The organism is Pseudomonas trivialis (genome assembly GCF_001439805.1).
Lineage (GTDB): Bacteria > Pseudomonadota > Gammaproteobacteria > Pseudomonadales > Pseudomonadaceae > Aquipseudomonas > Aquipseudomonas trivialis.
On sequence record NZ_JYLK01000002.1, the window covers coordinates 85,914 to 99,974 of the forward strand.

Here is a 14,061-nt window from a genome sequence, read left to right on the forward strand (position 1 = left end):
AATCGCCGGATGTTGAATTGCAGTTCTGAACAACAGGAGTGAAAAATGAGGGCGTCCACACCCAGCAAGAACGTGCCTACCGAGGGAGAGAGCAGCCTGCTATTCAACTATTTGCCGCAGGACACCGGCAGCGAAGCCGCGGACCTCAGTGTGGAGCAGACCAAACCAAAGCCACCCGCTCTCCTCGCGGATCCGGAATTCGACATGCGCGGCGTGGCCTGGAACCCGTTATGCGATGCCGCCACGCCGCTGATCGGCCTGGTGATCCGCCTGCGCCGTCTGGACCCGCACGATGACGTGCCCGCGCTGTACCAAAGCGTCAGTAACCAGATCACCACGATCATGGAAGAAGTCAGCCAACTCGACTACGACGCCGGCATGCTCAAGGCCTACTCCTACAGCTTGTGCCTGCTGGTGGACGAGGTGGTCATGCGCACCACCTGGGGCAGGCTCTCCACGTGGAGCGCCCGTTCATTGCTCAGCCAATTCCATGGGGAAACCCAAGGCGGCGAAAAATTCTTCACCGTGATGAACAACATGATCCCCGAAGCGGCCCGGTACCAGCATGTGCTGGAGTTCATGTACCAGTGCCTGGTCTCCGGTCTCAAGGGCAAATACGGCGCCCACCCCAAGGGTGATGACGAAATACAGAAAATCATCGACCAACTGCACGGCCTGTTGCGTCCCTTGCGCGGCGAGACGCCCACGCGCCTGACCAACCCGCTGGCCAACGTTGCGCCGCGCAATGACCGGCTCAAACGCGCCTGGCCATTGTGGACGCCTTGGGCCTTGGCGGCTGTCGTGCTGACGGCCGCCTACACGATCTACACGATCCGCCTGAACGCCATCACTCAGGAAGTGCTGGTGTCCCTGGAGCGGATTCTCAACCTCTAACCGATTTCCAGCGTGTTCTTCCCAGCGGGCCCATGGCCCGAGACACTTTGGTCGTTTATTCAGCACTCATCATGTGCCTATCACCATCATAGGTGGAGTCGAAACGCCCCAACCCCTAGAATCCCGCCCACGCTACACGCCACGATTCCAGGAGCCAATCTCATGCTGATGGTGATATCCCCCGCCAAAACCCTCGACTTCGAGTCAAAACCGGCCACCCCGCGCTTCACCCAGCCGCAATACCTCGACCACTCCCAGGAGCTGATCGAACAACTGCGCCAACTGACACCGGCGCAAATCAGCGAGTTGATGCACGTCTCCGACAAGATCGGCGGCCTCAACGCAGCGCGTTTCGGCAGCTGGACGCCCTCCTTCACTCCCGAAAACGCCAAGCAGGCGCTGCTCGCGTTCAAGGGCGACGTCTACACCGGCCTCGACGCCGACACCTTGAGCGACGCCGATTTCAGCTACGCCCAGGACCACCTGCGCATGCTGTCGGGCCTCTACGGCCTGCTGCGCCCGCTTGACCTGATGATGCCGTACCGCCTGGAAATGGGCACCAAACTGGCCAACGCCCGTGGCAAGGACCTGTACGCCTTCTGGGGCACGCGCATCAGCGAATGGCTCAACGAAGCGCTGGCCGCGCAAGGCGATGATGTACTGCTCAACCTGGCTTCCAACGAATACTTCTCGGCGGTCAAACGCCCGGCCCTGAACGCGCGGATCATCAACACCGAGTTCAAGGACCTGAAGAACGGCCAGTACAAGATCATCAGCTTCTACGCGAAAAAGGCCCGAGGCCTGATGAGCCGCTTTGTCATCGAAGAACGCATCAACGATCCGGCCAAACTCAAGCAGTTCGACGTGCAGGGCTATCGCTTCAATGCAGAGCAGTCCAAACCGGACAAGCTGGTGTTCCTGCGCGATCACGCACCGGCATAAAGCCTGAAAGCCTCTGAACGCCAAAGGTGAGAGCGGGCCCCCCTCCCACCTTTTTGTCTGAACCTCAGGCCTGAAAACGTCGTATTTTTGGCGTCAAAAAAAATTCACATGAAATCCTGAAAAATCTTTCACTCGACATTCGTCGATTTTTTTCGTAGTGGCACCACTTTTCCAAAACACTAGTGGCACAAAACTATCTCCGCGCACCATGTCCCCATAACTACTGGCTTAAATAGCAAGTGCTATCAATATAATAGCAGTGCCATCTTTTCTAATATTTCAAGAAATTTCCAGAAACAGGATGAGTGGCCAGGAACTTCATCTCAAAGCACCGCTCATACCACCGGTAACGAAATTCTATGTTTCTGTAGGAGATGACTTACATGGCAGACCAACGGAAGTAGCGAAGTTGTCACATCAACTTTCGCTCAGGGGTCAGAACACCAACCCACTAGTTAAGAGCGGCGATAAGGATGCATTGCCACACACTATAAGGCCAAGGCCGAGCTTCCCCTGATGGGTCAGTGAGATAACCCAAGGCATTGATAATTAAAGGCTTATAGCCACTATCAAGGCTTTGTGGCACTGGCGCCACGTCCTTCTCCCAGGAAGGCTGGCTGCATTTGAGGGCAAGCCCCAATAACAAGGCCACGTTGCGCACAACTTGAGTGCCATTGTTAGTCACTCGTTATTCAACATGCCTGCATGCGGCAAGTCGGCGTCTATTCGCCTAACTTTCGCGGCATTAGTGACGCTTGCAAACATGAACTCCGGCCATCCAATGGCAATGATTTAAATACAGAGGTAATTGCGATGCGCATCAGCATATTTGGTTTGGGTTACGTTGGCGCAGTCTGTGCCGGTTGCCTGTCTGCCCGTGGCCACGACGTGGTTGGCGTAGACATTTCCAAGGACAAGATCGACCTGATCAACGCTGGCAAATCGCCCATCGTTGAACCTGGTCTGGGCGAGCTGTTGAGCCAGGGTATCGAAACCGGCCGGCTGCGTGGCACCACCAACTTCGCCGAAGCGATTCGTGACACCGACCTGTCGATGATCTGCGTCGGTACGCCAAGCAAGAAGAACGGCGACCTGGAGCTGGACTACATCGAAGCCGTGTGCCGCGAAATCGGTCTTGTGCTGCGTGACAAGGCCACCCGTCATACCGTGGTAGTACGCAGCACCGTGTTGCCAGGCACCGTGGCCAACGTGGTTATCCCGATCCTCGAAGACTGCTCCGGCAAAAAGGCCGGTGTCGACTTCGGCGTCGCGGTCAACCCGGAATTCCTGCGTGAATCCACCGCCATCGCCGACTACGACCTGCCGCCGATGACCGTCATCGGCGAATTCGACAAAGCCTCCGGCGATGTCCTGCAGTCGCTGTACGAAGAACTCGACGCGCCGATCATCCGCAAGGACATCGCCGTTGCCGAAATGATCAAGTACACCTGCAACGTGTGGCACGCCACCAAAGTGACCTTCGCCAACGAGATCGGCAACATTGCAAAGGCTGTCGGCGTTGACGGTCGCGAAGTGATGGAAGTGGTCTGCCAGGACAAGACCCTCAACCTGTCCCAGTACTACATGCGCCCAGGCTTCGCGTTCGGCGGCTCGTGCCTGCCAAAGGACGTGCGCGCCCTGACCTACCGCGCCGGCTCCCTGGACGTGGAAGCGCCGCTGCTCAACTCGCTGATGCGCAGCAACGAATCCCAGGTGCAGAACGCTTTCGACATCGTCTCCAGCCACGACAAGCGCAAAATCGCCCTGCTGGGCCTGAGCTTCAAGGCCGGCACCGACGACCTGCGCGAAAGCCCGCTGGTGGAACTGGCCGAAATGCTGATCGGCAAGGGCTATGACCTGAGCATCTACGACAGCAACGTCGAGTACGCCCGCGTACATGGCGCGAACAAGGACTACATCGAGGGCAAGATCCCCCACGTGTCGTCCCTGCTCAATTCCGATTTCGACGATGTGATCAACAACTCCGACGTGATCATCCTCGGCAACCGTGACGAGAAATTCCGCGCGCTGGCGCAGAACGCACCGCACGGCAAGCAAGTGATCGACCTGGTGGGCTTCATGTCCAAGGCCACCTGCACAACAGGTCGCACCGAAGGCATTTGCTGGTAACAGCAACGGCGAGTTTCAAGCTGCAGGCGCACTCGGCACCTGCGGCTTGAAGCCTTCTTCACCTTCGGATGACGCTTATGTCCAAGTTAAAACATGTACTCCTGCAATCGGCTGGCTGGCTGTTCTTTCTCAGCCTGCTGATGGGACTCGCCCTGCTGCTGCCGGCGAGCACGTTCGACTCCGAGTCGAAGAATTTTATTTTCCTGATTGGCGCCGTGGGTATCTGGCGCTATTCGATGGGTGCGACGCATTTCTTTCGCGGCATGCTGTTTTTGTACGTGGTGTACCCGCACCTGCGCCGCAAAGTGCGCAAGCTGGGCAAGGCTGCCGACCCGTCCCACGTGTTCCTGATGGTCACCAGTTTTCGTATCGATGCGCTGACCACCGCGCAGGTCTACAGCTCGGTGATTCGCGAAGCCATCGAATGCGGCTTCCCCACCACCGTGGTCTGCTCGCTGGTGGAAATGTCCGATGAGCTGCTGGTGAAAAGCCTGTGGGAGAAGATGAACCCACCCGAGCACGTGAAGCTCGACTTCGTGCGCATCGCCGGCACCGGCAAGCGCGACGGCCTGGCCTTCGGTTTCCGCGCCATCTCCCGCCACCTGCCGGATGACCGCGCCGTGGTCGCCGTGATCGATGGCGACACCGTGCTCGCCGAAGGTGTGGTGCGCAAGACCGTGCCGTGGTTCCAGTTGTTCGGCAACGTCGGCGGCCTGACCACCAACGAGTTCTGCGAAGTGCGTGGCGGCTACATCATGAGCGAATGGCACAAGCTGCGCTTCGCCCAGCGCCACATCAACATGTGTTCCATGGCCCTGTCCAAGCGCGTGCTGACCATGACCGGGCGCATGTCGGTGTTCCGTGCCAGCGTGGTCACCGACCCGGGCTTTATCGCCGACGTGGAAAGCGACTCGCTGCAACACTGGCGCCTGGGCCGCTTCAAGTTCCTCACCGGCGACGACAAGTCCAGCTGGTTCAGCCTGATGCGCCTGGGCTACGACACCTTTTACGTGCCGGACGCCGCGATCAACACCGTGGAACACCCGCCGGAAAAGAGCTTCATCAAGGCCAGCCGCAAGCTGATGTTTCGCTGGTATGGCAACAACCTGCGCCAGAACTCCCGTGCCCTGGGCCTGGGTGTACGCCGCCTCGGTCTGTTCACCAGCATCGTGCTGTTCGACCAGCGCGTGTCGATGTGGACCTCCCTGCTTGGCCTGACCGTGGCGATCATCGCCACCTTCAAGTACGGCGGCGCCTTCATCCTCGCGTACCTGCTGTGGATCGGCATCACCCGCCTGATCCTCACCCTGCTGCTGTCGTGCTCCGGCCACACCATCGGCCCGGCTTACCCGGCGATTCTCTATTACAACCAGATCATGGGCGCGCTGGTGAAGATCTACGTGTTCTTCCGCCTTGATCAACAGTCCTGGACCCGCCAGGACACCAAACTGACCCGCGATTTGGCCAGCTTTCAACGTTGGTTCAACACCTGGTCGTCTCGGACCATGACCTTCTCCGCCGGCAGCATTTTCGTCGCCGTGTTGCTGATGATGGTCTGACCCTGCCAAGCCTGAATTAACTTAAGGAATTGCCCTGATGAACAGCCAAGTAAACGCCAACGTTGTCCACGAATCCGAAGCCCAGCGCCAGCATGCCCGGGTCAAAATCCCGGCCAAGCTGCGCTTTTTCAACACCGACCGTACCCAGACCGAAGCCCGGGTGATCGACCTGTCCGCCGGCGGCCTGGCGTTCACCGCCACCCAGCCGTTGACCGTGGGTGAAGTGCACAAGGGCCGCCTGCAATTTGTGATCGACAACCTCGGCCTGGCGATGGATGTGGAGTTGCAGATCCGCTCCCACGACCGCCAGACCGGCCGCACCGGTTGCCAGTTCCAGAACCTCGACGCCCAGGATATTTCCACGCTGCGCCACCTGATCACCTCGCACCTGTCCGGCGACATCGTGACCATGGGCGACGTGCTCGCCACGCTGCAGCGCGACAACTTCACCAAGGCGCGCAAGGTCAAGGACGGCGGCAGCGGCATGACCGCGTTCGGTCGCCTGCGCGCCGTGGTGTTCAGCGCCGGTATCTTCATCGTCGGCCTGGCGGCATTCGGGTTTGTCTTCAAGTCGGTGTATGGCATGTACTTCGTCAGCCACGCCCAGGCCGGTCTGGTCAGCGTGCCCGGCATGAACGTGACCATGCCGCGCGACGGCACCGTGCAGAGCCTGCTCAAAGGTGACGCGATTGCCGCCAAAGGCGCACCGCTGGCCACCTTCAGCACCAGCATGCTCGACGTCCTCAAGGGCCATCTGGACGAAGACCAGCTGCAACCGGCCAAGGTTGAAGAGCTGTTCGGCAAGCAGATGACCGGCACCCTGACCTCGCCGTGCGATTGCGTGGTTGCCCGGCAAATGGTCGCTGACGGCCAATACGCCAGCAAAGGCGATGTGATCTTCCAACTGGTGCCACGCGGCGCCCAGGCCAACGTGGAAGCGCGCTTCACCTACCGCCAGTTCGGCGACGTACGCCCCGGCACCCCGGTGACGTTCCAGGTGGCCGATGAAGAACAGGTGCGCACCGGCACCATCGTCAGCAGCACCAGCCTGAACAGCGCCGACCTGTCCTCCGACATCCGCGTGCAGATCAAGCCCGATGCACCGCTGGACAGCGCCTACGCCGGCCGCCCGGTGGAAGTCACCAGCGACCGTGGCCCGTCGCTGAACTGGCTGATCGACAAAGCCATGGCTCACGGTCTGTAAGCGAGGACATGCCTGTGAAGCCTATTTCAAGCACAACACAATCGCTGTGGGAGCGGGCTTGCTCGCGATGGGATCAGCGCGGTTTGCCTGATTCACCGAGTCGCCTGCATCGGGGGCAAGCCCCCTCCCACATGGGTTCGGTGGCGTTGCTGGCGGTTGCGGTGAGCCTGGCCGGTTGTGCCGGCCTGCCCGACCAACGCCTGGCCAACGAAGCCCTCAAGCGCGGCGACACCGCCACCGCGCAGCACAATTACCAGCAACTGGCTGACCTCGGTTACAGCGAAGCCCAGGTGGGCCTGGCCGATATTCAGGTGGGCACCCGCGATCCTGCGCAAATCAAACAGGCCGAAGCCACTTACCGCGCGGCGGCCGACACGTCGCCGCGCGCCCAGGCTCGCCTCGGCCGCCTGCTGGTGGCCAAGCCGGGCAGCACCGAAGCCGAGCACCATGAAGCCGAAGGCCTGCTGAAAAAAGCCTTTGCCAATGGCGAAGGCAACACGCTGATCCCGCTGGCCATGCTGTACCTGCAATACCCGCACAGCTTCCCGAACGTGAGCGCGCAGCAACAGATCACAAAATGGCAAGCCGCCGGTTACCCGGAAGCCGGCCTGGCCCAGGTGCTGCTGTATCGCACCCAGGACACCTACGACCAGCACCTGGCTGACGTCGAGCGCATCTGCAAGGCCGCGCTCAACACCACCGACATCTGCTACGTCGAACTGGCCACCGTGTACCAGAAACAGGCCGCGCCGGAAAAACAGGCCGAGTTGCTCAAGCAGCTCGAAGCCGGCTACAGCCGTGGCACCGTCACTGCGCAGCGTGTCGACAGCGTCGCCCGCGTGCTTGGCGATGCCACCCTCGGCACCCCGGATGAAAAAACCGCCCAGGCCTTGCTGGAAAAAATCGCCCCTGGCTACCCGGCCTCCTGGGTCAGCCTGGCGCAACTGCTCTACGACTTCCCGGAACTGGGCGACGTCGACCAAATGATGCAGTACCTGGACAACGGCCGCGCCGCCGACCAGCCGCGCGCCGAACTGCTGCTGGGCAAGCTCTACTACGAAGGCAAGTGGGTGCCGGCAGACGCCAAGGCCGCCGAAGCGCATTTCGAAAAAGCCGTGGGCCGGGAAGTCGCCGCCGACTACTACCTCGGCCAGATCTACCGCCGTGGCTACCTGGGCAAGGTCTATCCGCAGAAGGCCCTGGACCACCTGCTGACCGCTGCGCGCAACGGCCAGAACAGCGCCGACTTCGCCATCGCCCAACTGTTTTCCCAAGGCAAGGGCACCAAGCCCGACCCATTGAACGCTTATGTCTTCAGCCAGCTGGCCAAGGCCCAGGACACCCCGGAAGCCGTTGAGCTGGCCACCCAGCTCGAAGCGCCGCTGACGCCTGAGCAACGCGCCGAAGGCCAACGCCTGGTGCAACAGGAACTGGCCGCGCGCGGCACCCTGGCCCAGAGCACGCTGCAATTGCACGCCCTGGATGAAGAAGACGACGGCGAGGAATCCCTATGAAGCTCAACCCATTCGTCAAGGCCGGTATCGGCCTGACCTTCGCCCTGCTGTGGTCGTGCCCGACCCTGGCCGCGCTCACCGAAGCGAAGAACTTCGGCCTGGAAGTCAAAGTCACCGGCCAGTCCGAAGACGACCGCGACCTGGGCACCCAGAAAGGCGGCGACGTCAACGGTATCGGCATCGACCTGCGCCCGTGGATCTACGGTGAAAGCGGCAACTGGAGCGCTTACGCCATGGGCCAGGCCGTGGCCTCCAGCGACATCATCGAGACCGACACCCTGCAACAGTCGGCCGATGACGAGAACCAGCAAACCAGCAATAGCGACCGCAAGACCAAAAAGAATTACTTGGCGATGCGCGAATTCTGGGTGGCGTACGGCGGCTTCACGCCCTACCCCGGCGAGCTCCTCAAGTTCGGTCGCCAGCGCCTGCGCAATGATGACGGCCAATGGCGCGACACCAACATCGAAGCGCTGAACTGGACCTTCGACACCACCCTGCTCAAGGCCAATGTGGGCGCCGCCGAACGCTTCAGTGAATACCGCACCGACCTCAAGGAACTGTCCCCGGTCGACAAGGACCGCCAGCACCTCTACGCCGACGCCGCCTACCAGTGGACGCCGGGCCAGTGGATCGGCCTGCGCGGCCACCACACCCATGACAACGGCAAGCTCGACTTCCCGGAACCGGGCGTGGCCACCGACTCGCTGGACAAGCGCGAAAACGGCGACCTGACCTGGCTCGGCATCGAAGCCAACAGCGACGCCTATAACTGGCGCAACACCAACACCGTCAACTACTGGGCCAGCGTCACCGGCATGAAAGGCGACCGCGATACGGTCAACGCCCTGAACGCCGACGGCAGCCGCCCTGCCACCGCCAAGCGCAGCGACAACATCAGCGGCTGGGCCACCGACCTGGGCGTGCGTCTGCGCCTGGACCCGCAGTGGCAAGTGGGCGCGGCGTACTCCCGTGCCAGCGCCGAGTACGAGCAGAACGGCCTGCAAAGCAACCGTTCGAACTGGACCGGCACCCAGTCCCGCGTGCACCGCTTCGGCGAAGCGTTTCGTGGCGAGATGAACAACATGCAGTCCATGAGCCTGTTCGGTTCCTGGCAGCTGCGCGAGGACTACGACGCCAGCCTGGTGTACCACAAGTTCTGGCGCGTGGACGGCAACAAGCCGGTGGGCAGCAACGGCATCGACGCGGTGCAGAACAACACCGATGACGTGACCGGCGCGATCCTCTCCAGCACCTCGCTGCCGCTTGAAGACGGCAAGAAAGACCTGGGCCAGGAGATGGACCTGGTCGTCACCAAACACTTCAAGAAAGGCCTGCTGCCGGCCGCGCTCAGCCAGTCGATTGACGAGCCGTCGGCGCTGGTGCGTTTTCGTGCCGGTGTGTTCAAGCCGGGTGATGCCTATGGCAGCCAGGTCGACTCGTACATGCATCGCGCCTTTGTCGACGTGATCTGGAAGTTCTGATGGGAGCCTGTGCAATGAATGCTCAAAGCCTACTCGTCGCGGCAATGCTGATGGCCAGCGCCACGGCTTTTGCCGACACGGCGGCCAAGGCGCCGACCATCGCCAAGGAACTGCAACAGGCCAAGACCTACACCATTTCCAGCCCGCCCACCGCGCCGCTGGAAATGGCCAAGCCGGCACTGCCCGACCTCTCGGGCTACACCGCGGCGGCGATGGAAAAGAAGATCGTGCGCAGCAAGCCGGGCAAGGTCAGCATCCGTCGCATGATGCAGGAAGACGCGCTCAAGGACTTTATCGGCGGTGACAACAAGATGGCCGAATGGGTGGTGCGCCAGCACGGCATTCCCCAGGCGATCTTTGTCGACGACGGCTACATGAACCTCAAGGACCTGTTGGCCAAAGTGCCCAAACAGTACTTGAGCGAAACGTCGCCGGGCGTATTCCTGGCCAGGCTGCCAATCGTGGTGGGCCGCAAGGGCATCCTCGAAATCGACAGCAAAACCCAGGAGCTGCGCCTGTCCCAGCAAGCCGGTTCGTTCCTGATCAACGACGGCCAGCTGTTTGTGCGTGACACCCGGATCACCGGTTGGGATGAAAAAGCCAACGGCCCGGCGCTGTTCAAGTCGCCCAAGGAGTTCCGCCCGTTCCTGCTGGCCTGGGGCGGCACCCAGACCTATATCGCCAACAGCAAGATGGCCAGCTTCGGCTACGCCAACAGCAAGTCGTACGGGGTGAGTATTTCCCAGTACACGCCGAACATGGCCAAGGTGCTCAAGCGCCCTGAGCCGACCGGCTGGATCATCGATTCCGAGTTTTCGGACATGTGGTATGGCTTCTACTGCTACGAGACCACAGGCTTTGTGATCAAGGGCAATACCTACAAGGACAACATCGTCTACGGCATTGACCCCCACGACCGGTCCCACGGCCTGATCATCGCGGACAACACCGTGTACGGCACGAAGAAGAAGCACGGCATCATCATTTCCCGGGAAGTGAACGACAGCTTCATCTTCAACAACCGCAGCTACGACAACAAGCTCTCGGGCCTGGTGATCGACCGTAACAGCCAGAACAACCTGATCGCCGACAACGAGATCTACCGCAACCACACCGACGGCATCACCCTCTATGAGAGCGGCGACAACCTGCTGTGGGGCAACAAGGTGATCAGCAACCGTCGTCACGGCATTCGCGTGCGTAACAGCGTGAACATCAAGCTGTACGAAAACACCTCGATGGCCAACGGCCTGACCGGCGTCTACGGCCACATCAAGGACCTGACCGACACCGACCGCGATATCGCCCTCGATCCGTTCGACGCCAAAGTCTCGCTGATCGTGGTCGGCGGCGAACTGGCCGGTAACGGCAGCGGACCGCTGTCGATCGACTCACCGTTGAGCATCGAGCTGTACCGCGTGTCGATGCTGGCACCGACCAAAACCAGTGGCATCAGCTTCTCCGGGATTCTCGGTGAGCGCCAGGAAGAAATTCTCGACCTGCTGGTGCGCCAGCAGAAAGCCGTGCTGATCGACCCTGTCGAACGCCAGACCGAAATGCTGGACTGAGGATGACCCTTATGCACCCACACATGATCAAACTGCTGAGCCTTTCGGGTCTGACCCTCGGCCTGCTGGCGGCCAGCCAGGGCGTGCGCGCCGACGAAGTGAAGGCGCCGACCTTCACCGCCGAACCGTGCTGCAGCCTGTGCCCGGCCGCCCATGACGCGAAGAACTACACCACGCGCTACCAGCAGAACTTCACCACTCTGGTGCAAGCCCAGGGCGACTGGCTGTTCCGTACCCAGGAAGACCTGCGCACCGAATTCGACACCAGCCCCGCCGGCTACAAGCGCCTGCAACAACTGCACGATGCGTTCAAGGCCAAGGGCGTGGAACTGGTGCTGGTCTACCAGCCGACCCGTGGCCTGGTGAACCGCAACAAGCTCAACCCGGCGGAAAAAGCCTCGTTCGATTTCGACAAGGCACTGGGCAACTACAAGACCATGCTCGGCCGCTTCGCCAAAATGGGCTTTGTGGTGCCGGACCTGTCGCCATTGACCAACGAGCAACTGCCGGATGAATTGCCGGCCCACGACTTCTACTTCCGCGGCGACCAGCACTGGACCCCGTACGGCGCCCAGCGCACCGCGAAGATCGTCGGCGCCAAGGTGCGCTCACTGCCCGAATTTGCCGATATTCCCCGCCAGGAATTCGAAACCAAGCGTTCCGGGCGCATGGGCAAGACCGGCACTCTGCACAACATGGCCGGCCAGCTGTGCGGCACCAGCTACGCGATCCAGTACATGGACCAGTTCACCACCGAGCCCAAGGGCGAAGCGGGCGACGGCGACCTGTTCAGCGATTCGGGCAACCCGCAGATCACCCTGGTGGGCACGAGCCACAGCGGCAAGAACTACAACTTCGCCGGCTTCCTGCAGCAGGAAATCGGTGCCGACATCCTCAACGTCGCCTTCCCCGGCGGCGGCCTGGAAGGCTCGATGATCCAGTACCTGGGCAGCGAAGAATTCCAGAAAACCCCGCCGAAAATTCTTATCTGGGAATTCTCGCCGCTGTACCGCCTGGACCAGGAAACCATCTACCGCCAGATGATGGCGCTGCTCGACAACGGCTGCGAAGGCAAGCCTGCGCAGATGAGTGCCAGCACCACGCTCAAACCCGGCAAGAACGAACTGATGGTCAACAGTTCGAACAAGGACCTGCGTAACGTGAACCACCAGGTCGATATCCGCTTCGCCGATCCGTCGGTGAAAACCTTGCAAGCCACCCTCTGGTACATGAACGGGCGCCACGAGGACATCAAGATCGAGAAACCCGAAACATCCGATACAGACGGGCGTTTCGCCTTTGAACTGCGCACCGATGAAGACTGGGCCTCGCAGAATTTGCTGGCCGTGGAAGTGCAGGGCCCCGAAGCGGGCGCTGCCGCGCAGAAAGTCGAAGCGAAAATTTGCACACGCAACGTATTCCCAGGCGGTGGTCAGCAGACCGCCCAACTCGGGAAGTGAGGTTACTTATGCAAAAATTATTGATTCCATCGTTGCTCAGCCTGGCGATCTTCGCAGGTGCCGCCAACGCCGCCGCGCCGCTGCGTCCGCCCCAGGGCTATTTCGCACCCATCGAAGCGTTCAAGACCGGCGACTTCAAGGAAAATTGCGACACCATGCCCGCGCCCTACACCGGGCCGCTGCAGTTTCGCAGCAAGTACGAAGGCTCCGACAAGGCACGTTCCACGCTGAACCTGCAGTCGGAAAAAGCCTTTCGCGACAGCACCGCCGACATCACCAAGCTGGAAAAAGACACCAGCAAACGCGTGATGCAGTTCATGCGTGACGGCCGCCCGCAGCAGCTTGAATGCACGCTGAACTGGCTGGTGTCGTGGGCCAAGGCCGACGCCTTGATGTCCAAGGACTTCAACCACACCGGCAAGTCCATGCGCAAATGGGCGCTGGGCAGCATGGCCTCGGCCTATGTGCGCCTGAAGTTCTCCGACTCGCACCCGCTGGCCAATCACCAGCAGGAATCGCAGCTGATAGAAGCCTGGTTCAACAAGCTGGCCGACCAGGTGGTGAGCGACTGGGACAACCTGCCGCTGGAGAAAACCAACAACCATTCCTACTGGGCCGCCTGGTCGGTGATGGCCACGTCCGTCGCCACCAACCGTCGCGACCTGTTTGATTGGGCCGTGAAGGAATACAAGGTCGGCGTGAACCAGGTCGACGACCAGGGCTTTTTGCCCAATGAATTGAAGCGCCAGCAACGCGCCCTGTCGTACCACAACTACGCCCTGCCGCCGCTGTCGATGATCGCCAGTTTCGCGCTGGTGAACGGTGTGGACCTGCGCCAGGAAAACAACAGCGCGCTCAAGCGCCTGGGCGACAAGGTGCTGGCCGGGGTCAAGGACCCGGAAATCTTCGAACAGAAGAACGGCAAAGAGCAGGACATGAAGGACCTGAAAAAGGACATGAAATTCGCCTGGCTCGAACCCTTCTGCACCCTCTACACCTGCGCCCCGGATGTGATCGAGCGCAAGCACGGCATGCAACCGTTCAAGACCTTCCGCCTGGGGGGTGACCTGACCAAGGTCTACGACCCGGCGCATGAAAAAGGCAACAAAGGTTCCTGAAAAATTAACTGACTGAACTGGATTCAAATGTGGGAGGGGGGCTTGCTCCCGATGGCGGTGTAACAGTCGCCCTCTGTGTTGAATGACACACCGCTATCGGGGGCAAGCCCCCTCCCACAGTTTGAGCCGGTTTCGTCAGTAGGAATGTTGTACCGCCCTCCCCGTCTTTTCGTGGGGGGTTTGGGGGG

At 60.8% G+C, this 14,061-nt stretch carries 10 protein-coding genes; all 10 read left to right on the forward strand.

Translation table 11 applies throughout. The annotated features are described in order from the left end of the window. Positions 1 to 45: 45 nt before the first annotated feature. Positions 46 to 894: a type IVB secretion system protein IcmH/DotU gene (gene icmH, locus TU79_RS03785; protein WP_057006793.1), complete on the forward strand. Its 849-nt coding sequence runs from the start codon at positions 46 to 48 to the stop codon at positions 892 to 894. 162 nt (positions 895 to 1,056) lie between these two features. After that, the gene (gene yaaA, locus TU79_RS03790) at positions 1,057 to 1,836 is read left to right on the forward strand and encodes a peroxide stress protein YaaA (protein ID WP_057006794.1); all 780 of its coding nucleotides are present in this window, start codon (positions 1,057 to 1,059) and stop codon (positions 1,834 to 1,836) included. Between the two features lie 813 nt (positions 1,837 to 2,649). Then, complete coding sequence (locus TU79_RS03795) at positions 2,650 to 3,966, forward strand: nucleotide sugar dehydrogenase (RefSeq protein WP_057006795.1); 1,317 nt, start codon at positions 2,650 to 2,652, stop codon at positions 3,964 to 3,966. 77 nt (positions 3,967 to 4,043) lie between these two features. Beyond that, on the forward strand, positions 4,044 to 5,525 hold the full coding sequence (gene alg8, locus TU79_RS03800) for a mannuronan synthase (RefSeq protein ID WP_162276077.1): 1,482 nt from the start codon (positions 4,044 to 4,046) through the stop codon (positions 5,523 to 5,525). A 37-nt stretch (positions 5,526 to 5,562) separates the two neighbouring features. Further along, the gene (locus TU79_RS03805) at positions 5,563 to 6,729 is read left to right on the forward strand and encodes an alginate biosynthesis protein Alg44 (protein ID WP_057006797.1); all 1,167 of its coding nucleotides are present in this window, start codon (positions 5,563 to 5,565) and stop codon (positions 6,727 to 6,729) included. Positions 6,730 to 6,860: 131 nt separating this feature from the next. Further along, complete coding sequence (algK, locus tag TU79_RS03810) at positions 6,861 to 8,243, forward strand: alginate biosynthesis TPR repeat lipoprotein AlgK (protein ID WP_057006798.1); 1,383 nt, start codon at positions 6,861 to 6,863, stop codon at positions 8,241 to 8,243. Then, positions 8,240 to 9,727, forward strand: coding sequence for an alginate export family protein (locus TU79_RS03815; RefSeq protein WP_057006799.1), 1,488 nt, complete (start codon positions 8,240 to 8,242; stop codon positions 9,725 to 9,727). Before algK ends, TU79_RS03815 begins: the two co-directional genes overlap by 4 nt. Beyond that, entirely contained in the window at positions 9,727 to 11,295 is a 1,569-nt protein-coding gene (gene algG / locus TU79_RS03820; protein ID WP_057006800.1) for a mannuronan 5-epimerase AlgG, read from the forward strand. The genes TU79_RS03815 and algG overlap by 1 nt, the downstream gene beginning before the upstream one ends. Before the next feature lie 11 nt (positions 11,296 to 11,306). Beyond that, a complete protein-coding gene (locus TU79_RS03825; protein WP_057007056.1) occupies positions 11,307 to 12,755 on the forward strand; it encodes an alginate O-acetyltransferase in 1,449 nt (482 codons plus the stop codon). 8 nt (positions 12,756 to 12,763) lie between these two features. After that, complete coding sequence (locus TU79_RS03830; protein WP_057006801.1) at positions 12,764 to 13,873, forward strand: mannuronate-specific alginate lyase; 1,110 nt, start codon at positions 12,764 to 12,766, stop codon at positions 13,871 to 13,873. The last annotated feature ends 188 nt before the right edge of the window (positions 13,874 to 14,061 follow it).